Below are 26856 nucleotides of genomic sequence, written 5' to 3'. Positions count from 1 at the left end.
AGCTACGCGTCTTCCAGTGTCGGACGTTGGGTTTGCTCGTGCCCCCTCCCCTGCTCGCAGGGGAGGGTTGGGGTGGGGTGAGTACTTGAGAAGGCGTATCGGGAGAGGTTGTCACAAGGGCTTACCCCCTCCCAGCCTCCCCCTGTCCCACGGGACTAGCTTTGCGTCGCAAGCAGGGGGAGGAGAAAATCGCGCGGCTCTGACAACGCCAATCAGCTCCAGCGAAGAGAGCACGAAGCGAAGCTATCCCGATGTCTGGCACTGGAGGATGCGCAGCTACGGAGCACGTCACCTGCTCTCAGGCCATTTCTCTTTGGTTACTTTCTCTTTGGGCCAGCAAAGAGAAAGTGACCCGGACCGCGGCAGCGGTTCGGAAGCCCGCGGCAGGCGAGCCCGGTCGCGATAACGCGACAACCATGCGCACCACTCTGGATTCCGGCCTACGCCGGAATGACGAAGCAGAAACGGTGAACCGCACACCCACCCCCTCACCCCAGCCGTGAGAGCGCGAACCAAGTCATTGACCTGCTTCTTCAAACGCACGCTGCGCAATAGGCAGTGCCGAGGCCGCCGTGGGCCAGCCCGAGTAGAAGGCGAGGTGGGTGATGACTTCGATCAGCTCGTCCTTGCTCACACCGTTTTCGAGCGCCTTCTTCATGTGGAAGGGGAGCTCGTTGAGGCGATAGAGCGAGATCAGGCTGGCCACGGTGATCAGGCTGCGATCGCGAGGCGAAAGCCCTGGCCGCTCCCAGACGTCGCCGAACAAGACGTTGTCGGTGTAATCGGCGAGGGCAGGGGCAATGTGGCCGAACGCCTTGCGGCCGTTGGTGGGCTTCTCTGACATGGGGGAAATCTCCGGATGTGGCGATCGATGCGTTGTGGCGGGGATGCGATGAGAGGATAGGTGTGGCTCGGTCACCGATAAAGGCCGGAAGACCGGATGCCTCTATGCGATGGGTTCATGAATGGCGGTAGGTGTGGCCATGCGCTGACGCCAGGCCCGCTTACGAGCTCGCCTTAGACCCGACAACCGCCTCAGATCGCCAGGCTGACCGACCTGCGGCGGCGGAAGCGATAGACCGAGGCCGGCGGCAAATTCAGCAGAGCGCTGCCCACGCGTGTAGCCTCCAGGCCCAGTTCGCGAAGCTCGTGCGGTGGCAGCGGGCAACGTGGTCCGTAAGTGAATTGGTGAAACGTGCCGTCCTTGCGTAACTGGCGCGAGAACAGGCCGTCGACGATAGTCAGGACTTTCTCTCGGGGCATCGATAGCAGTGGCAGCCCGCTGATGACCACACCGGCGCGCTCGATGCCGAACAGTGGTTCGGTTATCCCGAGATAGTCGGCATCCATGTTCAACACGCGTGTGTCCGGAAAGCGTTGCATCAGCGTGCTGGCAAATGTTTTGTCGCTCTCGACCAGGGCTAGCCGATGCGCGGGAACCCCTCGGTCGAGCAGGGCCTGAGTAAACACGCCGGTGCCGGGCCCCAGTTCGATCACCGGACCGCTGCGAGGTCCCATATCCCTGGTGATCAGCCGCGCAAGTGCGGCCCCGGACGGTGCCACGGCACCGATTTTCGACGGGCCGCGCAGCCATGCGCGCAGAAACAGCAAGGTGTCGGTGAAGGTCATGGTGCGGAGTTCCGGTGGGTGTCTGGATGCCGGGTGGCCAGCCAGCGCCATAGGGCGACGATGAGGATTTCGCATGCCAGCAGCACGATGAATGTCTGTAGCGCGAGCGCCGAAGCGTTGACCGAATCCGCCCATCGACCGGCGAGAAGGCCGATGCCGATAAACAACGTGTTCCAGAGCACGAGTCCCGGCAGCGTGCAGGCAATGAAGCCGAGGGCGCGCAGGCGAAGCAGGCTCGCCATGCCCGGAGCGATCAGACGCACCACCGGAATCAATTGGGCGATGAAGGCATAGCGGCGCTGATGCGCGCGCAAACGGTGAGCGATGTCCTGCACGGAGGCGGGCGGCAAGCGCATCAGCCGGGCCGAACCGTCGATCAGTGCCGTGGCACGGCGTTGCCCGAGCATCATGCCGGTCGAGTAGAACAACAGGCATCCGGTCAGGCCGCCTGCGCAAGTCGCGGCCAGCGCCTCCGGCAGCGACCATTCGCCATGCGCGGCGCCGATACCGACGGCAACCAGGACGGCGTAAGAGGGCAGCACCGGAATCAGCCGCTCGGCGACCGCCAGGGCGGCCAGCCCCAGCAAACCATGCATGGCGATCCATGCCATCAGTTGGCCCACGGGATCCGCGGCAAGGATCATCATGGCGGCAGTCGCCGTGAGGGTTCGGCGGGCGGAAGAGCAACGGCGGGCATGGCAGGTAACCTCGATGCGTAGGCTCGTGACGGGTGCATCGTCGGTTACCGGTTTTAAGGACGTCTTAATCGCGTGACGCCAAGCTCCAGGCATTCGGCATAGACAAGGGAGGGCATGTCCAATGCAGATATTGTTGGTGGAGGACGATGCCATGCTGGCCCAGGCCGTCGGCGACGGCGTACGCCAACAAGGCTGGGAGCTGGACTGGGTCGCGAATGCCGGCGCGGCAAAGACCATGCTGGTCGACCACGGCTACAACGCCGTGCTGCTGGATCTGCATCTGCCCGGCAGTTCCGGTCTCAGCGTGCTGACGGCGCTTCGCGAACGCTATGACACAACGCCCGTGCTGATCATCACTGCCCGCGATCAGTTGAGCGAGCGGGTGCGCGGCCTCGACGCGGGTGCCGACGATTACGTCGTCAAACCTTTTCAGTTCGATGAACTGTACGCACGGTTGCGCGCCGTACTGCGCCGAAGCCAGGGTAGGGTGGCTCCCTTGTTGAGCTGTGGCGAACTGCAGCTGGATCCCAGCCGGCGCGAAGTCACCTTTCGAGGTCAGCCGGCCGCGTTGAGCTTGCATGAATACCGGACACTGTTTGCGCTGATGGAGCGCAAAGGCCGCCCTGTGACGCGCAGCCAACTGGAGGATGCCGTTTACGGCGGCAACGGACATATCGAGAGCAACACCATCGCGGTCTACATCCACCAGCTTCGGCGCAAGTTCGGCGAAGAGCTGGTGATTACCGTCCCCGGTCTCGGCTACCGGCTGGGCGAGGCCTGCGCATGAATTCGTTGCGGCGGCGTTTGTTCGTGATGCTTCTGCTGTGCTTTTTGGCCTTCTGGGGATTGTGGGTGGGGCTGTTCGGTGTGTTCTTCAGTCATGAAGGCACCGGCCTATGGGACGACACGCTGTCGTCCCATGCGCGGGAAATCGTGCAGTTCATGCCGAAGGACTATCAGCTGCTGGCGATTGCGCCGGTGACGGGTCTGTCCGCCAAAACCTGGATGCGCGACGACATGAGTTACCAGGTATGGGTGGGCCGGCGACTGCTGGTTCGTTCACCGGGTGCACCGGATACGCCACTGAAACCGGATTTCCTCGACGGCTTTGAACGCCGCTCAGTCCGGGGCGAGCCCTGGCGGATCTATGCCGTCAGCGACGATGCGCGGCACATCCAGGTACAGGTAGGCAAACCGCAAAGCGACTACGAGGGCATCTATCTCTGGTTAGCTGGAGTGACGCTGGCCAGTCTGGTGTTGATGATGGGACTGCTCGGACTGGCCGTGCGCTGGGGCATCCGCTGGTCGCTCGCGCCGGTAACGACACTGAGCAAGACCATGCAGAGCCGTGTGTCGCTCGATCTGACGCCATTGCCTACGTCAACGTTGCCGGCGGAACTCCGCCCCTTGCTGGATGCCTTCAACGATCAACTGGTGCAGCTGGATCGGGCCGTGCAGGCCGAGCGCCATTTCATCGTGGATGCCGCACACGAACTGCGTACGCCGATGGCGGTGCTGTCGGCCAATGCGCAGGTCGCCCTGCACGCCACCGATGTGAAGCAGAAGGACGCCAGCCTGCGGCAATTGCTGGCCGGGGTGGAGCGTAGCGCGAGACTGTCTGAACAGCTGCTGGACCTGGCGCGGCTCGATGCGACGCGGCATGCCCGGCCGCGAGTGCCGATAGATCTGGCCGAGTTGATAACCATCGTGCTCGGCGATTTCGACATCGTGGTGCAACAGAACCATCAGCGCATCGTGTTGCAGATCGAGCCGACGCACGTCATTGGCGACATGGACGAACTCGGCATCCTGATGCGCAATCTGCTGGACAACGCGACACGCTACGGTGGCAGGGGCGCTTGTATTGAAGTGGCATGCGGACATGATGCTGGCACCGCTGCGTACCTGTGCATCGCCGATGACGGTCCTGGTGTGCCGTTGGAAGATCGCGAGCGGATCTTCGACCGCTTCTACCGTGTGGCAGGCACCGATCAGCGCGGTAGCGGCATCGGCTTGTCCCTGGTGGCGCGTATTGCGCAGTCGCACCATGCGCGGATCGAGCTGGGTCCGGGCGTCGGCATGCGTGGTCTTGGCATCACCGTTTTGTTTGGCGCCGGTCGTGGTCCAGGGGATCTCCGCGGCGCTACAACCACGGCGGGATTTCGTTCCGAGGCCACATAGTCGTTCCTTGGGTTTTGCTCACGCCATGGGATAGGGCACGCCTTGTCGCGTGCAGACTTCATCGATCTGGGCAGCCAGCCAGTCGTCGTCTTCATGATAGGCACTGCTGAAGACACTCGCGAAGATGCCATTCGTCGATTGCAGGAATTTCATGTCATTGGCGTAGCGGGTACGAAGGGCGGATATGGCGGCTTCAATGCGACTCAAAGTCCCTCGCATCTCTTGTCTGGACATGTTCATGGAGCTTCCTCCATTGCTGAAAAATCGGTGGTTGGGAGGTTTCTCGTGGTGAGGCTGATCCTCACCACAAGGCTCTTGCCCGTTATGGCTTGGTAGGCACGATGACGGTATCGATCGCATGGATGACGCCGTTGCTCGACGCGATATCCCGCTCCGTGATGCGGGCGCCGCCGATGCTGAGCTTGTCGCCATCTTTCCTGATCGGTGCCGACTGGCCTTGCATCATTCTCGCGGCGGTCAATTGCTCGACCTCGACGGAGGATGTCCGGCCTGGCAGCACGTGATATTTCAGCACCGAGATCAACTCCGCCTTGTTCTCCGGCTTCAGCCAGTTTTCCAGCGTGCCTTTGGGCAGTTTTTCGAATGCCGCATCGGTAGGCGCAAATACGGTGTACGGCCCTGAATCCTTGAGCACATGGGTGAGCTCGGCGGCTTCGAGGGCATTGCTCAACGTATGGAAGGAGTCATTGGCTGCTGCCGTATCGACAAGATTCTTGGGCGGCGCGCCGTTAGGGGTGTTGGAATCACGATTGGACATGGGGTTGCCTTGAGTGGTGATCCGCAAGGCGGATCTTGGGCGGACAAAACCGCGACTCCGATGCAGATCGGAGAAGTACTCAGATGGCGTTAGGGAGAGGACCGCGTGGCTGAGCTGCCTGCCAAGGAAGAGGCTTGCCTTCCTGGCACCATCGCAGCATGCGCTTGCGGTTGTTAGGTAGGGGTAACGTGCCTTCCGGAGATCGAAGAAGGCGCTGCGCGCCATCGATTCATGCGGAACATCCGGCCTTTACGGGCTGGAATCGATACGTGCTATCGGGCCTTCAGCGTGATGGGAGAAGGCCGTCCCTATTGGGTAAATTCCGGCGATCCGAGTTCGCCATATCGGCGGCTGCGATGTGCGCTTCGCTTTCTGAAACATACCAATGCGAGGTGACGCCGAATCGACCGCGGACGAGGCCTTCTGCACAGGTCAGATGCCAGCGGCCGCGCCAAAGGCCCGCTGCATTTGGTCCATCGGTCGATGTCTCGATGAGAGTCGGTGACATAGGCGTTCCCCCGCGCGTGTTCAGCCACGCTAGTCCTAAAGCAGGAGAGTTACAACACATAATCCGGGCGCAACACATCGCCGATCGACCTGCCATTCGCGATGACTTCGCGGCGCCACGGTATCCGTCAACTGAATAAGTAACGGGAGCGGTCGTATGATGGATTTCCTACAGGGGAATTTCATATGAAGGCGAATCCCTATCCGACGGAGGAATGTCTGCTCCGCTATCGGGCAACGCATGGATTCTTTGATCTCGCCGATTTCTTTGAAGTGCGCAAGGGCGCCTCTCGACTTGTGCCCTGCCGATGTCGATCCAGTTGCCTGGAGCCTTGCGTGGGCGGCTGCGGCTGCCAGGCATGCGCTTGGCGCTCGGCGGCGAACGGTCAAACGGTGAAGAGACATTGGCTGCAGCATTGAGCGGCGTATAGCTATGTCAGGTTGCCCACCGTGTGCTGCACAGGTGTCCTTGTTCCCAGTGCCTGGCCGGCGTCGCGTCGGCGGTCCGAGGCAGGCCTTGACTGGGCCCACGTGAGCTCGATGTCATCCTGCACGGCTTCATCGACCTCCCCGGCAGGGACCCCTAGAAGTTCGTTGACGCGCCCGTGCCGCATGCCGAAGAAGATGCCGCTACGTCGGTAGGACGCGGACCACGTGACACGATCCGCGCTTGCGTGCTCGTACTCACCTACGTAGGTAAAGCCGTTGGTGGTCTTGCCGGAAATGCTGGTCATGATGGTTGCCTTTGGGATGGATCGTTGCCTGCACCGACTTCCCCAGGATGGGGAAACGTGCGGACAGCTCGAGTGTTGCTGGACCGGCGGCTGTCGTCAGCGATCGTGAAGATCAGCGCTTGAGTAAGGTGCGCCATCGTCATGTATGCCATTGGCGTCCATGTCTTGCCAGTCCTTGCCCGGTTCTGGCGAATCGATTCCGGGAATGATCGCTCGCTGCGGCGTCGGGGCTTTTGCCCGCCGCGAAGCCACCGACGCGTCGTAGCCCGGAAACCAGCGATTGCGCTGTTCGCTGTCCGCGGCATCCGGAAGGGGCGCGAAGTGCGGCTTATGCGGGTGGAAGTGGAGCGAGTTCGTTTGATGGGGTGTATGCATGGAGTTGCCTCGAGTGTCGATCTGCATCCTGCAGGTCATAAGCAAGCGCTAGCCCGCGGCTCCGGCCAAGGCGGAGAGAACTCAGAGGCCTTGCAAGAACAACCACAGATAATCTGAGGCGACCGGAGCGGGTCTAACGAAGCCCCGGCGCACGATCAACATGCGCTTCGTGTTGTTACGCCCCTGTAAGGTCTTGCCGGGGGCGCGATGCAAGCCTGGCTCCGGAAGCGGTTCGCCTTTCCCGATTGCACTCAGGTATCTCGATGCTTGGGATCTTTGAAGTACAGGCCATGCTGGCTGCTTTGCGCCTGCGGGCCATGCCTTCGGATTACTGTCAGCTAACAAGTGCAAGCGCATGCTGCTGCGGCGCCAGGAAAGAAAGTCTCCTCCTTGGCAGGCGTCTCAGTTACGCGGTCCTCTCCCTAACGCCATCTGGGTACTTCTCCGATCTGCATCGGAGTCGCGGCTTCGGCCGCTCCGGATCCGCCCTGCGGATCACTACTCAAGGCAAACTTATGTCCAATCATGATTCCAATACTTCGCGCACTGTTGGCAAGAATATCGTCGAGACAGCGGCGGCCAACGGTTCCTTTCATACGCTGGGCAAAGCCATGGAAGTGGCCGGACTCACCAATATCCTGAAGGGCAACGGCCCTTACACCGTCTTTGCGCCGACGGATGCGGCGTTCGAAAAGCTGCCCAAGGGCACGCTGGAAAACTGGCTGAAGCCGGAGAACAAGGCGGAGCTGATCTCCGTACTGAAGTATCACGTGCTGCCGGGTCGCACATCAGTCGTCGAAGTCGGAAAGCTGACCGCGCCGAAGATGATGCAAGGCCAGACCGCACCGATTACGAAGGACGGTGACAAGCTCCGCATCGGCAGCGCCACCATTACCGAGCCGGATATTGCCTCGAGCAACGGCATCATCCACGCGATCGACACGGTGAACGTGCCCACTAAGCACTAACCAACAGGATCTTGTGGCGGGGTACGCCCCGCCGCAGGACTCCGTGCGGGTGTCCCATCACTGCCGCTCTCAGGAGTGGAGCTACGCAGCAGTTCGAACAACGAGCACGCGAGTACGGGGGTGGTCACGCTTAGCTCGGACGCTTCATCGAGAATCCACTTTTCATCGAACCCATCGCTCCGGTCGCTTGTCTGACGATCCACTCCCACCAGGCCGTTGGCTGTCAGATCAAGAAGACGAGCGCGCGCGGCATCGCCGTGGCTCCAGATCGTCGCCAGTTGAGAGAAATCGAGCGTGGGGTCTGTTTTGCGATGAAGGATGGCGAAACCCTCCTTGACCATCTGCGCCATGGCTGACGCCATGGCGGCATGGATCATCCTGGCGAAATGGCCCGATCCTTCCGGACCCACTCGACCCCAGGCTTGAGTGCGCGCGGGATTCAGCGCCTCGAAAAGCCAACTCAGATGCTCAATGGTTGATGGATCTCCTCCGATAGCCATGCCGCCACCTTCCGCAGATGGCCATGCTCCGCACTCGCCCACATCGATGAGCTGAAAGCGAAACCGTGAGAAGACGTGTGCTCGACGCTGTGTGTCCTTGTAATAGGAGCAGCCCGCGTCAATGACCGTGTCACCTATGCTGAGCAACGGCAGCAGCTCGGTATAGATATGTTCGGTTTCAGCGCGGTCAGGCAAGGCCATCCATAGCGTACGGGGAGGCGGCAAAGCTATCGCCAGGTCATCGAGGCGATCGACCAGCGTCAGCCCCGGATACAAGGTTCTTTCGTTCCCATCCCGGCCCGGACCGAAGCCGACGACCTGATATCCGGCCTCCAGCCATTGCATGGCGACGCGAGCGTTGGCCGCTTCGTATCCAATCATGCCGATTTGCATCGCTTGCCTCTTCGATCCTCTAGTATCGAGGAATACCGGCATCTGATCATCAAAGTCTGATCGGGATGCGGTTATGCCCTCGTGAGGCCCGCGACGTCGTTTCGACGTCCAGGTGGCCTTCCTTCGTGCCAATCATGGCCCATCTACCTGGTGCTCCCTTCACGCAGCGGCCTCGCCGGGCGGCGTAAAACCGCATGCCGGGAAGCAAAAGCCGGGCGTGATCGCGTTTGAGCGCGGAAAGGACGCTACATCCACAACCTCATAACGGGATGGTCGCTTTTGAAGATAAGCAGTCCTCTGGCTTTGCTCAGCCTACGCCACCTCCGGGCCATCCTTCGCAGAGAGTCCATGTTGCGTCGTGGCAGCTTTGCGCAAGAGCCGGCCTTGCGCTCGGAGCTGTACAGCGCTGACCAGATGGAGGCGTACGGCGCGGTGCTGGCAAGCCGGCATCGTTCGAGCAGGCACTCCAGGGCCAATACGTTGTTGACGCGTCTTGCCGACAACGAAGCGGTCCTCTCGCACACTTGCGAAATGCTCACGCGCGCCTTGGGCGGCGGACAGCGCATCACGCCCGCGGGCGAATGGCTGCTCGATAATTTCTATCTGATCGAGGAGCAGATCCGCACGGCGCAGCGACATCTGCCCAAAGGCTACAGCCGCGAGCTTCCGCGCCTCGTCCATGGGCCATCCGCGAGACTGCCGCGCGTCTATGACATCGCGCTGGAAACCATCTCGCATGGCGACGGCAGGGTGGACAGCGAGAGCCTGCGACGCTTCGTGACCTCCTACCAGACGGTCACCGCGCTCACGCTGGGTGAACTGTGGGCCATTCCGATCATGCTGCGCCTGGCGCTGATCGAGAACCTGCGCCGTGTGGCTGCCCGTGTGATGGAGAACTGGGGTGACCGCAACCTGGCCGACGAATGGGCGGACCAGATGACCGAGATCGCCGAAAGCGATCCCAAGAGCGTTGTACTCGCGGTAGCCGACATGGCGCGATCGGATCCTCCGATGGCCAGCTCGTTCGTCGCGGAACTGACTCGCCGATTGCAAGGACAAAGTCCGGCATTGGCATTGCCGCTGACCTGGATCGAGCAACGGCTCGCGGAATCGGGCCTGAGCGTCGAGCATCTGGTGCAGATGGAAGCTCAACAGCAGGCCGCCGATCAGGTGTCCATAGGCAACAGCATCGGCAGCCTCCGCATGCTGTCTGCGATGGACTGGCGCGAGTTTGTCGAAAGCACCAGTGCGGTCGAACAGGCGCTGCGCGAAGACCCTGCGGGTATCTATGCCGCCATGGATTTCGACACGCGCGACCACTATCGGCATGTCGTCGAAAGGCTGGCCAAACATTGCGGCCATGCCGAAGTGGAGGTGGCCCGTGCGGCGGTCGAGCTGGCCCGTTCCGGAAGCGGGCAGGGCGCTGCGCCGTCGCACGTCGGCTTCTATCTGGTGGACAAGGGGGCGGTTACCCTGGAGCGAACGATCGCCGCCCGGAAAACTTTTTCACAACGACTGCAACGGCTCGTTCTGGCGGCGCCGCTGGAAATTTACCTCGGCCTGGTCGCACTGCTGACCCTGATGCTCGCGCGTCCATTGATGCTCGGCATCGGGCTGAACGGCATCCATGGATGGATGGCCGCGCTGATCGCCATTCCCACGGTGCTTGTCACCAGCCAGCTGGCCATCGGTCTTGTGAACTGGCTGGCGACTATCGCCGTAACGCCGCAGATGCTGCCGCGCCTGGATTTCAGTGAAGGGATTCCCGAGCATGCACGCACGCTGGTGGTTATCCCTACGCTGTTTTCCAGCCTGCAGGATGTCGACGAGCTGGTCGAAGGTCTTGAGGTGCGCTTTCTCGCCAATCGCGACGAGCACCTCCATTTCGGACTACTGACTGATTTCACCGATGCAGCGACGGAAACCGTGGAGCAGGACGCGACCTTGTTGCTGTTTGCGAAGCAACGCATCGACGCGCTCAACGCGGCCTATCCCGATGTACATGCCGACCGGTTCTTTCTCTTTCATCGGCCGCGCCACTGGAATGAAGCCGACAAGGTATGGATGGGCTTCGAGCGTAAGCGGGGCAAGCTGGCCGAGCTCAACGCGTTGCTGCGCGGCACCGGGCGTGACCGGTTCTCGCTGATCGTCGGGCGCACGGATATTTTTCCGGAGATCAAGTACGTCATCACCCTCGACGCCGATACGCAATTGCCGCGCGATTCCGCCCGGCTGTTCATCGGTGCCATGGCGCATCCGCTCAATCGCGCTGTTTATGATCCCGCCAAGCGGCGCATCGTTTCCGGCTACGCCATTCTGCAGCCGCGCGTGGGCATCAGCCTGCCCAGCGCGACGCGTTCATCCTTTGCGCGACTTTTTGGCAGCGACGCAGGCGTCGACCCGTACACGCGAGCGGTATCGGATGTCTACCAGGATCTGTTTGGTGAAGGCTCCTTCATTGGCAAAGGCATTTACGACGTCGATGCTTTTGAACGGGCGATCGCCAGGCGTTTCCCCGACAACAGCATCCTGAGCCATGACTTGCTCGAGGGCTGCTACGCCCGATCCGGATTGATCAGCGATATCCAGCTCTACGAGGAATATCCCTCGCGTTACAACGCCGATGTGAAACGGCGTCATCGCTGGATGCGCGGCGACTGGCAGCTGCTGCCATGGCTTCTGCCTTGGGTACCCTTGCCGGGCAAGCGTCGCGAGCGCAATCCGCTTTCCGCGCTGTCGTACTGGAAGATTCTCGACAACCTTCGCCGCAGCCTGGTGCCGCCGTCGCTGCTGGCGCTGCTTCTGCTCGGTTGGCTGGATGTGTCGCAAGCCACTTCGTGGACTTTCGCCGTTCTGGCGGTTGTCCTGGTTCCGCCGGTGCTCGCCTCGTTGCTGGATCTGTTCCAAAAGCCGAGCGAGGTGGTGCTCGAACAGCATCTGGGAGGAGCGCTGTATTCGGCCGGACAGCATTTCGCCCGCGCACTGCTGGCATTGATATGGCTGCCACACGAGGCGCTGTACAGCCTGGACGCGATCGTCCGAACACTTTGGCGTATGGCCATCAGCCGGCGGCGACTTTTGCAGTGGAACTCATCCAGAGAAGTGGATCGCGTCCGCACCAACGATCTGGCTGAACTGTTCCGGTCGATGTGGATCGGCCCGCTGCTGGCCGTGGTGACCTTGACGGTGTTAGGGCTGCGGAGGCCAGAAGCATTACCGGTGGCCGTACCGTTCTTGTTGATGTGGCTGATGTCGCCTGTGGTGGCGTGGTGGATCAGCAAGCCACCGTTGATCAGCACGTTCCAGCCGACGCCGCGAGAGCGGCGATTCCTGCGCCGGCTGTCGCGCAGGACCTGGGCGTTCTTTGAAGCACATGTCGGACCGCAGGAGAACTGGCTTCCGCCAGACAACATGCAGGAGCAGCCGGAGGCCGTCATCGCGCATCGCACTTCCCCGACCAACATGGGATTGGCGTTGCTGGCGAACCTTGCCGCCTACGATCTCGGCTACCTGACGGCGGGGCGGCTGGCGGAGCGCACGGCCGCCACGCTGCAAACGATGCGGAGCATGGAGCGGTATCGGGGGCATTTCTATAACTGGTACGACACGCTGTCACTGCAACCGCTGCGGCCGCGATACGTATCCGCCGTGGACAGCGGCAATCTGGCTGGCCATCTGCTGACCCTTCGTCCTGGCTTGCTTGCGCTGCCGGATGATCCGGTGTTTGACGAGCGCATGTTCGAAGGCCTGCATGACACTTTGGACATCCTGCGCGAAGCCGTGGCCGCGGAACGCCCGGAAGGCGTCGAGGCGCTACTGGGTGTCGAGGCTGAACTCGAGGCCGCCCTCGCCGCACCGTCGGAAACGCTGGCGATCGCGCGGGATCGCATGCAGAAGATGTTGGATCGTGCGGAGAAGGCGGCCATCGAAGTGAAAGCCGTCCTCGATGGCCATGCCGATTTCTGGATGCAGCGACTGCTGGAGCAGTGCCGCGATATCCACGAGTACCTGGCCTCCTTGGCTGGGCTATCCGGTGTCGAAGGAGAGAGTGGCCAGGAGGGCATCCCGACACTTCGGCAAATAGCCTATATCGACATGCATGAAGCGAGCGGGGTGACGGATGCGCAGTCTTCGGTCCTGGCTGCGAAGCGGCGCGCGACCAAGTTGATCGACGCGCTCGTCACGTTGGCCGGGCAGGTGGCCGACCTGGCCGACATGGAATATGAATTTCTCTACGACACCCATCGCGACCTGCTGTCGATCGGATACAACGTGGAGGAACGGCGGCTCGATACCGGCTTCTACGACCTGCTGGCGTCGGAGGCGCGGCTCACCAGCTTTGTCGCGATTGCCCAGCAGCAGCTGCCGCAGGAAAGCTGGTTCACGCTCGGCCGGCTGCTGACCAGCGTGAGCGGTGAACCGGTGCTGCTGTCGTGGACCGGCTCGATGTTCGAGTACCTGATGCCGATGCTGGTGATGCCGAGCTATGAAGGCACGCTGCTGCACCAGACTTGCCGCGCCGCCGTCGACCGGCAGATCGAGTACGGCAATCAGCTGAGCATTCCCTGGGGCATTTCCGAGTGCGGATATAACGCGCGCGATATTCATTTCAACTACCAGTACCGGGCCTTCGGCGTTCCCGGGCTTGGCCTCAAACGCGGCCTGGGCGAGGAGCTGGTCGTTGCGCCTTATGCGTCGGCCCTGGCGCTGATGGTGGCCCCCGAGGCGGCCTGCGCCAACTTGCAGCGCCTTGCCGGCGAGGGGTTGGAAGGGCGCTTCGGTTTGTATGAAGCCATCGACTACACCCCCGCGCGTTTGCCGCGCGGACAAAACGCGGCGGTCGTTTACTCCTTCATGGCACATCACCAGGGCATGAGTCTGTTGGCGCTCAGCTACGTGCTGCGACCGCGCCTGATGCAGAAGCGCTTCGAATCCGAGCCAAGCTTCCAGGCCACCTTGCTGTTGCTGCAGGAGCGGGTGCCCAGAACGGCGGCGGAATATCAGCACGCCACCGGGTTCGCCTCGCTGGAAGCTCCGTCGCTGGTATCCGAAACCCTGTTGCGCGTGTTTGCCGATCCGAACCGGGCGGAGCCGGCCGTGCAGCTGCTTTCCAATGGCCGCTACCACGTCATGGTGAGCAGTGCGGGCGGTGGCTATAGCCGACACCGGGACATGGCCGTGACGCGCTGGCGGGAAGACATCAGCTCCGACAACTGGGGCATGTTCTGCTACTTGCGCGATGTCGCCAGTGGCGAGTTCTGGTCCAGCGCTTTCCAGCCGACCTTGAATAAACCCGAAGCCTACGAGGCGATCTTCTCCGACGCGCGTGCCGAGTTTCGCGTGCGCGAACGGGACTTCGACGCCCATACCGAGATCGTGGTGTCGCCCGAGGACGACATCGAGCTTCGTCGCATCCGCATCACGAATCGTGGGCGAGTGAGGCGGACCATCGAGATCACCAGCTACGCCGAAGTGGTCCTGGCGCCGCCGATGGCCGATGCGGTGCATCCCGCTTTCAGCAACTTGTTCGTGCAGACCGAACTCGTACGCGCGTTGCAGGCCATCGTATGCACGCGGCGCCCGCGTTCCAGCCAGGAGCCGGTGCCATGGATGTGCCATCTGCTGGCCGTGCATGATGCCGACATCGACGAGATTTCCTACGAGACGGACCGCGCCAAGTTCATCGGCCGTGGCCGCAGTGTGGCTTCGCCGCTGGTCATGGAGGGCACCGCGGAGCGTCTCTCGGACAGCGAGGGTTCGGTGCTTGATCCCATCGTCGCCATCCGCTGCCGCATTACGCTGGAGCCCGAGCAGTCCGCACTGATCGACATGGTCACCGGCATCGGTGACAGCCGCGATGCCTGCGTGCACCTGATGAAGAAGTATCGCGACCGTCATCTGGCCGACCGCGTGTTCGACCTTGCATGGACCCACAGCCAGGTACTGCTGCGCCAGTTGAATGCCAGCCTGGCCGACGCGCAGCTGTATGAGCGCATGGCGACGTCCATCATTTATGCGAACGCCTCACTGCGTGCCGACACCGGCATTCTTCTGGCGAACCGGCGTGGCCAGTCGGGCTTGTGGGGCCAGGCCATTTCCGGCGATCTGCCGATCGTGCTGCTGCACATCGCGGAGCTCGCCAATATCGATCTGGTACGCCAGCTGGTGCAGGCGCATGCGTACTGGCGCCTCAAAGGCCTGGCGGTCGATCTGGTGATATGGAACGAGGATCACGCCGGTTATCGGCAGCAGCTGCAGGACATGATCATGGGCCTGATCGCCTCCGGCGTGGAGGCGAGCCTGCTGGATCGCCCGGGCGGCATCTTCGTGCGGCCGGCGCAGCAGATATCCAACGAGGATCGCATCCTGGTGCAGGCCACCGCACGCCTGATCGTCGACGATAGCCGCGGCAGTCTGGTCGAGCAGATCAGTCGCCGGCGGGTGAGAACCCAGCCGGTGCCGTTCACCCCTGTGGCGGGCCGGCTCACCACTGACGAGGTCGCCGGTCGCACCGCGACCGAAGCGCCAACCAAAGAACTGTCGCTAAGCAATCCCTATGGCGGATTCAGTGCGGACGGCACCGAGTATGTGATTACCTTGAAGGCGGGACAGGTGACGCCCGCGCCATGGGTCAATGTGCTGGCCAATGCAAAGTTCGGCACGGTGATTTCCGAAAGCGGCGGTGCCTATACCTGGGGCGAGAACGCCCATGAGTTCCGGTTGACGCCCTGGCAGAACGATCCCGTGACCGACGGTTGCGGCGAGGCCCTGTACCTGCGCGACGAGGAAACAGGCTACTACTGGTCGCCCACACCGCTGCCGCGATGTGGTGCGGGTTCTTATGTCACCCGGCATGGCTTTGGCTATTCGGTGTTCGAGCACGCGGAAGAGGGCATCAGCAGCGAGTTGTGGGTTTACGTGTCGTTGGATTCCGCGGTGAAGTTCTCCGTGCTCAGGGTGCGCAACGCATCCGGACGCACGCGCCGTCTTTCCGCGACGGGTTATGTCGACTGGGTGCTGGGTGAATTGCGCAGCAAATCGGCGATGCACGTGGTGACCGAGTCCGATCCGATGACCGGGGCACTCTTTGCGCGCAACGCCTACAACACGGATTTCCCGGGAAGGGTCGCCTTCTTCGATGTCGACAACGCCGCGCGCACTTTCAGCTGTGACCGCAGCGAATTTCTTGGCCGCAACGGCAGCCTGCGCGCACCGGCGGCGATGGGGTACGCGCGCCTGTCCGGACGCGCCGGTGCCGGTCTGGATCCTTGTTCGGCCATCCAGCTCGCCTTCGAACTGGATGATGGCGACGAGCAGGAGATCATCTTCCGGCTTGGCATGGCCGGCGACGCCAAGGCGGCCAGCGATATGGTGCAGCGATTCCGTGGTATGGGCACGGCGGCCAACACTCTGGAAGCCGTGCGCACGCACTGGCGCTGGACGCTGGGCAAAGTGCAGGTGCAGACGCCCGATCCAGCAGTGAATGTGCTTACCAACGGCTGGCTGATGTACCAGGTCATCGCTTGCCGGTTCCTGGCGCGCAGCGGTTATTACCAGTCCGGTGGCGCCTACGGATTCCGCGATCAGTTGCAGGACTCCATGGCGATGATCCATGCCTCGCCCTACAGCTCGCGCCAGCATTTGTTGCTGTGCGCCGCGCACCAGTTCGTCGAGGGCGATGTGCAGCACTGGTGGCATCCGCCGCTGGATCGGGGCGTGCGCACGCGCTGTTCGGACGACTATCTGTGGCTCCCCTTGGCCACCAGCCGCTACGTACTCGCTACGGGTGACACCGGCGTGCTCGATGAGGTCGCGGGCTACCTTGAAGGGCGCCAGGTCGGGCTTGATGAGGAGTCTTATTACGACCTGCCAGGGCATTCGGATCTGCACGAAACGCTCTATGAGCATTGCGTTCGCGCCATCGGACACAGCATGCCGCGCGGCACGCATGGGCTTCCGCTGATGGGGATCGGCGACTGGAACGACGGCATGAACCGCGTCGGTGAACACGGCCGCGGCGAGAGTGTTTGGCTGGGATTCTTCCTTTACGACGTGTTGCTCCAGTTCGCGCCGGTGGCACGTCTGCGCGGTGATGAAGCGTTCTCCGCCTGCTGCGAGGTGGAGGCCGCCAAGCTGCGCACGAGCCTCGAGCAGCATGGCTGGGATGGTGCTTGGTACCGGCGCGCGTACTTCGACGATGGCACGCCCTTGGGTTCGGCTACCAACGATGAGTGTCGGATCGACTCCATTGCGCAAAGCTGGTCCGTACTATCCGGCGCGGGTGATGCGGCACGCCAGCAGCAGGCGATGAATTCGCTGGATCAGCATCTGGTACGTCGCGACGTTGGATTGGTGCAACTGCTCGAGCCGCCGTTCGACAAGTCCTCGCTCGATCCCGGCTACATCAAGGGATATGTGCCAGGGGTCCGCGAGAATGGAGGGCAGTACACGCATGCGGCGATCTGGGCAACGATGGCATTTGCCGAACTCGGCGACAGCAAGCGCGCGTGGGAATTGCTGGGCATGATCAATCCGGTCAATCACAGCCTGACGGCCGAAGCCATGGAGATCTACAAGATCGAACCCTACGTCGTGGCGGCCGATGTCTATGGCGTGGCGCCGCATACTGGACGGGGAGGGTGGAGCTGGTACACCGGTTCGGCCGGCTGGATGTACCGGCTGATCGTGGAGTCGCTGCTTGGCCTGCATGTGGAAGGCGAGCGCCTGCATATCAGGCCTGTGCTGCCCTCCGCATGGCGTTCTTTCAGCATGGATTACCGATATCGCGAGACGGATTACCACATCACCGTCCTGCAGGAGACCGGTCTTGACGATGGGGATCAGGTCAGCCTCGACGGTAAGGTGCAGGCGGAGCAGAGCATCTCCCTGGTCGATGACGGCAAGGATCATCAGGTGGAGATCCGGCATCGATCCGCGCCGCAGAGTCATCCCGGCACAGACATCGCGTCATGACGAGGCTGTCGATGTCTGAGCTTGACGTCTTGCCTCATCCCATGCCCTGATTCGGCAATACCACGACTACCTGGAATTCAAGCAATGAGCGCCACGATCCATCCGCTTGCCGGCAAGTTAGCTCCGGCGTCACTACTGGTGGATGTGTCCACGCTGCTGAGTGCCTATGCCAGCCTGCGGCCGGACCCTGGCGTGCCGGCCCAGCGTGTGGCGTTTGGTACGTCGGGACATCGCGGCAGCTCGTTCGACCGCAGTTTCAACGAGTGGCATGTACTGGCGATCACCCAGGCGATTTGCGAATACCGCAAGGGCAAGGGCATCGACGGGCCGTTGTACATCGGTTTCGACACGCATGCGCTGTCCCTGCCGGCCTTTGACAGTGCGCTGGAAGTCCTGGCCGCCAATGGCGTGGAAACGATGATCGCCAAGGGTGACGAGTTCACCCCGACGCCCGCGATTTCCCACGCGATACTGACCCACAATCGCGGCCGCACCGCGGGGCTGGCCGACGGCATCGTCATCACGCCGTCGCACAATCCACCGGATAGCGGCGGCTTCAAATACAACCCGCCCAATGGCGGGCCGGCCGATACGGACGTTACTGGCTGGATCCAGAATCGCGCCAATGCGTTGCTTGAAGGCGGCCTCAAGGAGGTGCGTCGTGTACCCGCTGAGCAGGCGCGTCGCGCGGCGACGACGCATCAGCACGATTTCATCGACGCGTATGTGAGCGATCTCGCCCAGGTCATCGACTTCGATGCCATTCGCGCCAGTGGCATCCACTTGGGTGTCGATCCGCTTGGGGGCGCTGGTGTGCATTACTGGGCACCGATCGCCGAGCGATACAAGCTCGACCTTACGGTAGTCAGCGAGGTGGTCGACCCCACATTCCGGTTCATGACGGCGGACTGGGACGGCAAGATCCGGATGGATCCCTCGTCGTCGTATGCGATGCAGCGGTTGATCGGCCTCAAAGACCGTTATGATGTGGCCTTCGCCTGCGATACGGACCATGACCGCCACGGCATCGTGACCCGGAGCGGCGGCTTGCTGCTGCCGAACAACTATCTGGCGGTATTGGTTGACTATCTCTTTCAGCAACGGCCGGCGTGGAACACCGCAGCGGCCGTCGGCAAGACGCTGGTGAGCACGGCGCTGATCGATCGCGTGACGAAGCGGTTGGGGCGCACGCTTTACGAAGTGCCCGTCGGCTTCAAATGGTTTGTCGATGGATTGTTCGATGGCTCGCTGGGCTTCGGTGGCGAGGAGAGCGCCGGCGCCTCCTTTCTGCGCAAAGACGGCACCGTGTGGGCGACCGACAAGGATGGCATTGCTGCCGCCCTGATGTCGGCGGAGATGACCGCGCGCCGCGGCCGCGATCCCTACGAGTCGTATCGTCTGCTGGCCGCTGAACTGGGCGATCCGGTATCGGATCGTGTCGAGGCACCGGCCAATGCCGAGCAGAAGTCGAAGCTGTCCAAACTCTCGCCGGCACAGGTCAAAAGCACCGAGCTGGCCGGCGAGAAGATCGAGAGCGTGCTCGACCGCGCACCTGGCAACGGCGCGGCCATCGGTGGGATCAAAGTGATCTCCGCCAGTGGCTGGTTCGCTGCGCGGCCGTCAGGCACGGAAGACATCTACAAGATCTACGCGGAGAGTTTTCAGGACAAGGCGCATCTGCAAGCGTTGTTGCAAGAGGCGCAGCAGATCGTCGACGTTGCACTTGCCGCAACGTAAGCGGAGCACTATTTGCGCGAATGCGGTCAACGACGGACGCTGGCGTTAGGGCGACGCTTCGATCCAATCGTTGGATCATGCGGCTCCCGATAGGCTCGACAGGTGACACCTCTTGACTTGACCAGGGTCCAGCTGCGCTAAGATGACCGAGCCATGCGCAAGCCTCTTCGCCTGACCCGCCGTCACCGCGCCCTCTGGATCGGGCTGGTGATGTTTTGCCTGCTGTTTCAGCAGCTGGCGATGGCGGCCTACGTTTGCACGCTGCCGGTAAATCCTGCGGATGTAGTCATGACGGGCGACTGCGCGGCAATGGGCATGACCGAGGCAAACCAGCCGGCAGCTCATCAAAGTCAGGATCCACGCTGCACGGAGCATTGCGCCGACCACACGGTGTCGAGCCACGATGCCCGCTTGCCGATGGTGCCGCCTTTGCTGCTGCCCGCGGCGTCGCCCGTCATGCCGGGAACCATCGCGCTGGCGCCCGAGCGTCGCGCGTTGCCCGATCCCACCCTGCAGCGTCCCGATCCACCGCCCACGCTGCGGTTCTGCTCTCTGTTGATTTAGCTCCCGATCGCCACGCGTTCGCCGGCTGTGTGCGCACGGCTGTTCTGACCTGTGTGATCGGAGCTCATCATGTTTTCCCGTCTTTATGGCGTCCGCACCTATGGGGTGCGGCATACGCGTTGGTTGCCATGGGCAGCCACACTTTTTCTGACCTTGCCCGCGTGGGCAGATAACTCTGTCGCGCTGACACTCGACGCGGCCACACGCCAGGCCGTCGAGCGCGCGCCCTTGCTGGAAGCGCGGCGTGCTCAATCGGAATCCGCGCGGCAGGAAGCCGCCCGCGCGGGCGCGCTACCGGATCCCCAACTCACGGTCGGTATCGACAATCTGGCGATCCAGGGACCTGGCGCCTATACCGCCGGTGGCGACAGCATGACGATGCGTACCGTGGGCATCAGCCAGGTGCTGCCGTCGCATACCAAGCGGCTCGCGCAGAAGACGATGGGTGCCGCCAGCGCGGATCTGGCTGCCGCCACCGAACTCATGACCCACCTGTCGATCCAGCAACAGGTGGCCGATGCCTGGGTGGGGGCCTGGGGCGCGCATCACGAAGTACGGATGTTGCAGATGCTTCGGCGAGCCTGGGCTCAGGACGTCGCTGTTGCCCAGGCACGACTGCGCGGCGGCACGGGCAGTGCCGCGGATGTGCTCGCGGCGCGGATGGAGGCACTCGATCTCGAGAATCGCATCGACGAAGCAGACGCCAGGGAAGCCCAGGCGCGAGCGAGTCTGACGCGTTGGCTGGGCACGTCGACCGATCAACCGCTGGCGGACGCACCGGATTTCTCATTGCTCCCACATAGCGAATCCGACTTGCTGGCCGGCCTGGATCGCCAGGGCAATTTGCTGGGTTGGCCGGCACGGGAGCGGGCCGCCGAAGCCGCTCTGGCCGTCGCGAAAGCGGACAAGCGGCCCGAGTGGAGCCTTGGCATGAGCTACGGCTCGCGCACGCGCGGCCTGTCCGACATGGTCTCGCTGCAGGTCGGTGTGAGCCTGCCGCTGTTTACGCGCAACCGGCAGGATCGCGGGGTGTTCGCTCGCACCGCCGATCTCGATGCGGTTCATGCGGAACACGAGGATGCGCGCCGGCAGCAGACCGAGGCGATCCAGGCCGCCTGGGCGCAATGGCAATCGTTGGGCCAGCAAGTGCGCCGGCATCGCGATGAACTGCTGCCGCTGGCGGAGGACCGTGCCGCGCTGGCCCTGGCCGCTTATCGCGGTGGCGCCGATATCCAGCCTCTATTGCAGGCGCGGCGCGACGAGATCGCGCATCACGCCGATTACGCACGCATGCAAACCGAATACGGCCGCGCCTGGGCGGCGCTGGCTTATCTGATGCCAGAAGGAGTGCTCCCATGAAGCGCATCGTGTGGGTTTCAATAGCCGCGCTGACGCTGTTGTTGACGGCAACGCTGGCCTATTGGGCGGGCCATCGGCAGAGCTCCGCTCCCGTTGTGGGTGGTCCCGCCAAGGCAGCCAGCACTGCCACCGTTCTCTATTGGTACGACCCGATGATCCCGGACCAGCATTCCGACAAGCCGGGACTGTCATCGATGGGCATGGAGATGGTGCCCAAGTATGCCGACGCGGGGGCAGAGAAGAATCTCGTGCGCATTGACCCGGCGACGGTGCAGAACCTCGGCGTGCGTACCGCATTGGTCGAGCGCCGCGTGCTTGCCGGCGATGTACGGGTGCCCGGCACCATCGCCTGGGATGTGCGACATGCGAGCACGGTGAGTGCGCGCGTCGATGCGGTGATCGCGAAACTCGATGTGCGCGCACCTTACACAGCTGTGGTTGCCGGCGAGCCCCTGGTCGAACTGCTCGCGCCGCAATGGAGCAGCGCCATCGCCGAGGCGGATGCCTTGCAGCATGTGCAGTCGGCGGACGCCAAGGCGTTGCGTGGAGCGGCCCAGCAGCGCCTGCAGGTGCTGGGGCTTTCTCCCTCCGATGTACGCGCATCGGGCCGCCAAGGGCAACCGACGATCACGCTGCATGCGCCGCAGGCCGGCGTAGTCACTTCGCTCGATGTCCGCGAAGGACAGCGTGTGAGTGCGGGGCAGACCTTGATGACCATCAACGGCCTCGACACCGTCTGGGTCGAAGCGGCCCTGCCGCAGGCCGTGGCCGGCACCGTGCATGCCGGCATTCCGGTGACGGTACGCGTCGATGCGCTGCCCGGCCGGGTCTTCGAAGGCAAGCTCGAAACCCTGTTGCCCGATATCGACATGAGTACGCGTACGCAGCGTGCGCGCATCGTGCTCGCCAATCCCGGCGCTGTGTTGAGTCCAGGCATGTTCGCCCGTGTCCGCTTTGCGCCTGTACAAGGCGAAGCTGTGCCGGTGGTGCCGGATGAGGCGCTGATCGCCGCGGGTGAGCGCAGCCGCGTGATCGTTGCCGAGGGCGAAGGGCGCTTCCGTCCTGTCACTGTGCGTACCGGACGAACCGCCGATGGTTATACCGAGATCGTGGAAGGACTGCGCGGTGGCGAGCGGGTGGTGCTCTCCGGCCAGTTCCTGATCGACTCGGAAGCGAGCCTGTCCGGTGCGCTGGAGCGCCTGGATACGGGAGCAGCCCAGCCGGCGCCGGGCAGCAGCGCGCCCATGCCGGGCATGCCGATGGGAGAAGGGCGATGATCGGCGCGCTGATCCGCAGCGCGATCGCGCATCGCGTGCTGGTATTGCTCGCGGCGGTGTTGCTCGCCGCCATCGGCGTGTTCTCGACGCTGCATACACCGATCGATGCCTTGCCGGACCTCTCCGATACCCAGGTGATCATCCGTACCAACTGGCCGGGTCAGTCACCGCAGATCGTGGAGGACCAGGTCACCTATCCATTGGCTACCACCATGTTGTCGGTGCCAGGTGCGAAGACGGTGCGCGGTTATTCGTTCTTCGGCGACTCGTATGTGTATGTCCTGTTCGACGACAGCACCGATCTCTACTGGGCGCGTTCGCGGGTGCTCGAATACCTGAGCCAGGTGCGCGACCGCCTGCCTTCCGGCGTAAGTCCGGCGCTGGGTCCCGATGCGACCGGTCTGGGCTGGATCTACGAGTACGCGCTGATCGACCGCACGGGCCAGCATGATCTGGGTCAGCTGCGCGCGCTGCAGGATTGGTTTCTTCGCTACCAGCTCAAGACTGTGCCCGATGTCGCCGAAGTCGCCAGTCTCGGCGGTATGGAACGCGCGTGGCAGATCGTGCCCGATCCGCAACAGCTGGCCGCCCGGCAGATCACGGTGGAACAGTTGGCGGAGGCGGTGAATGCGGCCAACGGCGCCAATGGCGGCTCGGTGATCGAGCAAGGCGAAGCGGAATTCATGGTGCGCAGCGAGGGTTATCTGCACACCCGCGAAGCCTTCGAATCCGTACCGGTGGGCACCAACAAAGAAGGTGTCCCCGTGTTGCTGCGCGAGGTGGCTACGGTGCGGCGCGGCCCGACCTTCCGCCGTGGCATCGCCGAACTGGATGGCCAGGGTGAGGTCGCCGGTGGTGTGGTGGTGCTGCGTTCGGGCAAGAACGCCAAGGCGGCCATCGCGGCGGTCAAGACGCGGCTCGACGAACTCCGGCGCAGCCTGCCGGCCGGTGTAGAGATCGTGCCGACCTATGATCGCTCGCAGCTCATCGATGCGGCGGTGGACAACCTCAAGGGCAAGCTGCTGGAAGAATTCCTTGTCGTAGCCCTGGTGTGCGTCCTGTTCCTCGGCCACCTGCGATCCGCCCTGGTGGCGGTGATCACTTTGCCGTTGGGCGTGCTGGCCGCCTTCATCGTGATGCATGCGCAGGGCGTGTCGGCCAACCTGATGTCGCTCGGCGGCATCGCCATTGCGATCGGCGCGATGGTCGATGCCGCGGTGGTGATGATCGAGAACGCGCACAAGCATCTGGAGCATTGGCGCGAGGCTCATGGCGACAAGGAGCCGCAGGGCGCCGAACGCTGGACGCTGATGGCGGAAGCCGCCGCCGAGGTCGGGCCCGCGCTGTTCGTGAGCCTATTGATCATCGCGCTTTCGTTCGTCCCGGTGTTCGCACTGGAAGCGCAAGAGGGACGGTTGTTCAAGCCACTCGCGTTCACCAAGACCTATGCGATGGCGGCCGCGGCCGGTCTCGCCGTGACACTGGTACCTGTGCTGATGGGCTACCTGGTGCGCGGGCGCATTCGGGCCGAACGCGACAACCCGATCAATCGCGGACTGATCGCGTTATACCGGCCGATCCTGGAAGCAGTGTTGCGCTATCCCAAGACAACGCTGGTATTGTCCGGCGTGCTGTTGTTGAGCGCGCTATGGCCGCTGAGTCGTCTCGGCAGCGAGTTCATGCCGCCGATGGACGAAGGCACGTTGTTGTACATGCCGACGGCACTGCCGGGGCTTTCCGCTGGCAAGGCGTCCCAGTTGCTGCAACTCACCGATCGCATGATCAAAACCGTGCCGGAGGTCGACCATGTCTTCGGTAAAGCGGGACGGGCGGAGTCCGCCACCGATCCGGCACCGCTGGAGATGTTCGAGACCACCATCACCTTCAAGCCGAAGGAGCAGTGGCGGCCGGGCATGACCATGGACAAACTCAAGGCCGAGCTGGACAAGGCGGTACGCGTGCCGGGTCTGACCAACCTGTTCGTGCCGCCGATCCGCAACCGCATCGACATGCTGGCCACCGGCATCAAGAGTCCGATCGGCATCAAGGTGCTGGGCACGGATGTCGCGACACTGCAGTCAGTGGCGGATCGGATCGAGGCCGTCGCGCGTCAGGTGCCGGGTGTCCGTTCGGCCATCGCCGAGCGCGCGGCCAGCGGGCGCTATATCGATGTGCGCATCCGCCGCGAAGACGCCGCGCGCTATGGGCTGACCCAGCAGCAGGTGCAGCGTCTGATCGCCACGGTGATCGGTGGCGATCCGATCGGCCAGACCGTCGAAGGGCGCGAGCGTTATCCGATCGTGTTGCGCTATCCGCGTGGCGATCGCGATTCGCTGGCCGCGCTCGCGCAGCTGCCTATCGTGGCGGCCAGCGGTGCGCAGTTGACCTTGGCGCAGGTCGCGGATCTGCGCATCGATGCCGGGCCGCCGATGCTCAAGAGCGAAAACGGCCAGCTGGCGACCTATGTCTATGTCGACACGGCGGGGCGGGATCTCGGCGCCGTGGTGAGCGACCTCCAGCGCGCGGTGGGCAAGCAAGTTCCACTGCCTTCCGGCGTCACCGTGGCCTGGTCCGGGCAGTTCGAATATCTGGCGCGGGCGATGGATCGCCTGACCTGGGTAGTGCCGGCGGCGCTGGCGATTATCTTTGGACTGATCTATGCCGTGTTTCATCGGGTGAGCGAGGCGGCGCTGATCATGCTCAGTGTGCCGCTTGCGCTGACTGGCGGCCTTTGGTTGATCTGGGCGTTAGGGCATGCCGTTTCGGTAGCGACAGTGATCGGCTTTATCGCGCTGGGTGGCGTGGCGGCCGAATTCGGTGTGGTGATGCTGCTGTACTTGCGCCACGCCTGGGATCGCCGGCTTGCACTCGACCCGCGGGCGGGCGAGGCGGTGCTGGACGATGCGATTCGCGAAGGCGCGGTGCAGCGTGTGCGTCCGAAAGCGATGACGGTCGCCGTGATTCTCGCGGGTCTGTTTCCGATTCTCCTGGGGCAAGGCGCCGGCTCCGAAGTGATGCAACGCATCGCGGCTCCGATGGTGGGTGGCATGCTCACGGCGCCTTTGCTTTCCATGCTTGTCATTCCCGCGGCTTTTCGACTGATGGCCCGGCGTCGATTGCGTCGGAGCCGTTTGGCGACTCACTCCACCTTCCCCCATCCGCAAGGGGATTCACACACATGAAAACCCATATCACGATGCTCGCCCTGGCCCTGTCTTCCACCCCGGTGTTCGCAGCAGGCCAGGACATGCCGAACATGCCCGGCATGTCTCACGCCGCCGCGCCAACCGAAGCTCAGGGTGTCGGTATCGTCAAGGCCATTGACGCAGCCAGAGGCACGATCACCTTGCAGCATGAAGCCATCGCTTCCATTCGCTGGATCGCAGCCTGCATGTTGCGGATGGCGGAGCGGTTCCTGGCCGATGCGCGGGCATCGGCTACCGCATGCCAGAATCGCAAACGATCGTTACATGGGTGATCTGGTTCGCACGGACCGTGGCCTCGACCGTTTCGCAACGCGGAAAGACAGCGTGCTGAACATCGATCCGCAGCTCATAGATGCCCGCAGGCACGGCCACTATGAACTGACCTTGCGTATGGGTGGTCGCGTGAGCCACGACGTTGCCTTGGGTGTCGCGAAGCTGCACGGTCACGCCCTGATAGGGCGTTGCGTCCGGTTCGCCGGCTCGCTGCGGTCCGGGGTGTGCGGGCGAGATGCTTACCGTCCCGCTTACCCCGGTGAAGTGGTTGGCACTCATGCAGGGCCGTGCCGGCATAGCCAACGCCATCGCACCGAGCACGTACACGAGTATTCCACGCCACACGAGATCGACCCCGAAAGTTGGCATGACGCCACGTACACGCTAACCATGCCACACACGCTGCCGATTGAACTGGTGCACAAGTTTCTGCGATTTAGCCTTGAGCGTTCGTGTGATCCGGCTGCGGATCATCGACAGCTTTGCGCAAGATTCTGGCAGGCGCGCTTCTCGCTTTGGTCAACTTCATCCGAATAACTCCGATTGACGAAACGCCAAATACAGGACTACGTTCTGGCGGCCTTATCGAGGGGGAGGCGTGACAGGACGTTGCGTGTCGATAGGCGATCCCGATGTGTGCATTGCGTGAGTGGCTGCCAACGCGGCCGCATGCGTCGTATGCGCATGCCGGGATACCAATCAAG

Annotated in this window: 19 protein-coding genes; 11 read left to right on the top strand and 8 right to left on the bottom strand. The window is 62.9% G+C overall.

The annotated features are described in order from the left end of the window. Nucleotides 1-517 precede the first annotated feature (517 nt). The 3 genes from ISS97_RS11790 to ISS97_RS11780 all read right to left on the bottom strand — a co-directional run bounded on the left by ISS97_RS11790 (nucleotide 518) and on the right by ISS97_RS11780 (nucleotide 2276). A complete protein-coding gene (locus tag ISS97_RS11790; protein WP_379986481.1) occupies nucleotides 518-844 on the bottom strand; it encodes a carboxymuconolactone decarboxylase family protein in 327 nt (108 codons plus the stop codon). 191 nt (nucleotides 845-1035) lie between these two features. Next, nucleotides 1036-1629 (bottom strand): class I SAM-dependent methyltransferase, encoded by a 594-nt coding sequence (locus ISS97_RS11785; RefSeq protein ID WP_379986482.1) that lies wholly within the window; start codon nucleotides 1627-1629, stop codon nucleotides 1036-1038. After that, entirely contained in the window at nucleotides 1626-2276 is a 651-nt protein-coding gene (locus ISS97_RS11780; protein WP_379986483.1) for a DedA family protein, read from the bottom strand. The genes ISS97_RS11785 and ISS97_RS11780 overlap by 4 nt, the downstream gene beginning before the upstream one ends. A 172-nt stretch (nucleotides 2277-2448) precedes the next feature. Between ISS97_RS11780 and ISS97_RS11775 the strand changes: the two genes are divergently transcribed. Next, nucleotides 2449-3114, top strand: coding sequence for a response regulator transcription factor (locus ISS97_RS11775; protein ID WP_379986484.1), 666 nt, complete (start codon nucleotides 2449-2451; stop codon nucleotides 3112-3114). Continuing rightward, nucleotides 3111-4508: a sensor histidine kinase gene (locus tag ISS97_RS11770; RefSeq protein WP_379986485.1), complete on the top strand. Its 1398-nt coding sequence runs from the start codon at nucleotides 3111-3113 to the stop codon at nucleotides 4506-4508. The genes ISS97_RS11775 and ISS97_RS11770 overlap by 4 nt, the downstream gene beginning before the upstream one ends. A gap of 18 nt (nucleotides 4509-4526) precedes the next feature. Here ISS97_RS11770 and ISS97_RS11765 read toward each other — a convergent pair whose 3' ends face one another. The 4 genes from ISS97_RS11765 to ISS97_RS11750 form a co-directional block, all read right to left on the bottom strand. Continuing rightward, nucleotides 4527-4748 carry a hypothetical protein gene (locus tag ISS97_RS11765; protein WP_379986486.1) on the bottom strand — a complete coding sequence of 74 codons (222 nt, stop codon included), beginning with the start codon at nucleotides 4746-4748 and terminating at the stop codon, nucleotides 4527-4529. An 82-nt stretch (nucleotides 4749-4830) separates the two neighbouring features. Beyond that, nucleotides 4831-5286, bottom strand: a complete 456-nt coding sequence (locus ISS97_RS11760) for a fasciclin domain-containing protein (RefSeq protein ID WP_379986487.1) — start codon at nucleotides 5284-5286, stop codon at nucleotides 4831-4833. Between the two features lie 938 nt (nucleotides 5287-6224). Beyond that, the gene (locus ISS97_RS11755) at nucleotides 6225-6527 is read right to left on the bottom strand and encodes a TonB-dependent receptor (RefSeq protein WP_379986488.1); all 303 of its coding nucleotides are present in this window, start codon (nucleotides 6525-6527) and stop codon (nucleotides 6225-6227) included. Nucleotides 6528-6623: 96 nt separating this feature from the next. Continuing rightward, nucleotides 6624-6929 (bottom strand): hypothetical protein, encoded by a 306-nt coding sequence (locus ISS97_RS11750; RefSeq protein ID WP_379986489.1) that lies wholly within the window; start codon nucleotides 6927-6929, stop codon nucleotides 6624-6626. Between the two features lie 488 nt (nucleotides 6930-7417). On the opposite strand from ISS97_RS11750, the gene ISS97_RS11745 reads away from it, so the two are divergent. After that, entirely contained in the window at nucleotides 7418-7870 is a 453-nt protein-coding gene (locus ISS97_RS11745; RefSeq protein WP_379986490.1) for a fasciclin domain-containing protein, read from the top strand. Here the strand turns inward: ISS97_RS11745 and ISS97_RS11740 are convergent. Beyond that, nucleotides 7867-8763, bottom strand: a complete 897-nt coding sequence (locus tag ISS97_RS11740) for an NAD(P)-binding domain-containing protein (RefSeq protein WP_379986491.1) — start codon at nucleotides 8761-8763, stop codon at nucleotides 7867-7869. The genes ISS97_RS11745 and ISS97_RS11740 overlap by 4 nt on opposite strands. 348 nt (nucleotides 8764-9111) lie before the next feature. Between ISS97_RS11740 and ISS97_RS11735 the strand changes: the two genes are divergently transcribed. The 8 genes from ISS97_RS11735 (at nucleotide 9112) to ISS97_RS11700 (ending at nucleotide 26689) form a co-directional block, all read left to right on the top strand. Continuing rightward, nucleotides 9112-17736, top strand: coding sequence for a GH36-type glycosyl hydrolase domain-containing protein (locus tag ISS97_RS11735; RefSeq protein ID WP_379986492.1), 8625 nt, complete (start codon nucleotides 9112-9114; stop codon nucleotides 17734-17736). An 84-nt stretch (nucleotides 17737-17820) separates the two neighbouring features. Further along, nucleotides 17821-19473 carry a phosphoglucomutase (alpha-D-glucose-1,6-bisphosphate-dependent) gene (pgm, locus tag ISS97_RS11730; protein WP_379986494.1) on the top strand — a complete coding sequence of 551 codons (1653 nt, stop codon included), beginning with the start codon at nucleotides 17821-17823 and terminating at the stop codon, nucleotides 19471-19473. Between the two features lie 153 nt (nucleotides 19474-19626). Next, nucleotides 19627-20037: a hypothetical protein gene (locus tag ISS97_RS11725; RefSeq protein WP_379986495.1), complete on the top strand. Its 411-nt coding sequence runs from the start codon at nucleotides 19627-19629 to the stop codon at nucleotides 20035-20037. 69 nt (nucleotides 20038-20106) lie between these two features. Then, on the top strand, nucleotides 20107-21396 hold the full coding sequence (locus ISS97_RS11720) for a TolC family protein (RefSeq protein ID WP_379986496.1): 1290 nt from the start codon (nucleotides 20107-20109) through the stop codon (nucleotides 21394-21396). Next, complete coding sequence (locus tag ISS97_RS11715; RefSeq protein ID WP_379986497.1) at nucleotides 21393-22673, top strand: efflux RND transporter periplasmic adaptor subunit; 1281 nt, start codon at nucleotides 21393-21395, stop codon at nucleotides 22671-22673. Before ISS97_RS11720 ends, ISS97_RS11715 begins: the two co-directional genes overlap by 4 nt. Further along, a complete protein-coding gene (locus ISS97_RS11710) occupies nucleotides 22670-25855 on the top strand; it encodes an efflux RND transporter permease subunit (protein WP_379986498.1) in 3186 nt (1061 codons plus the stop codon). The genes ISS97_RS11715 and ISS97_RS11710 overlap by 4 nt, the downstream gene beginning before the upstream one ends. Continuing rightward, nucleotides 25852-26151: a copper-binding protein gene (locus tag ISS97_RS11705; protein WP_379986499.1), complete on the top strand. Its 300-nt coding sequence runs from the start codon at nucleotides 25852-25854 to the stop codon at nucleotides 26149-26151. The genes ISS97_RS11710 and ISS97_RS11705 overlap by 4 nt, the downstream gene beginning before the upstream one ends. Further along, the gene (locus ISS97_RS11700) at nucleotides 26144-26689 is read left to right on the top strand and encodes a hypothetical protein (RefSeq protein WP_379986500.1); all 546 of its coding nucleotides are present in this window, start codon (nucleotides 26144-26146) and stop codon (nucleotides 26687-26689) included. The genes ISS97_RS11705 and ISS97_RS11700 overlap by 8 nt, the downstream gene beginning before the upstream one ends. The last annotated feature ends 167 nt before the right edge of the window (nucleotides 26690-26856 follow it).

The organism is Dyella koreensis (assembly GCF_044904565.1).
In the GTDB taxonomy this organism is placed as follows: domain Bacteria; phylum Pseudomonadota; class Gammaproteobacteria; order Xanthomonadales; family Rhodanobacteraceae; genus Dyella_D; species Dyella_D koreensis.
The sequence above is the reverse complement of the archived record's forward strand: the minus strand, read 5'-3'. Positions and strand labels throughout refer to the sequence as shown.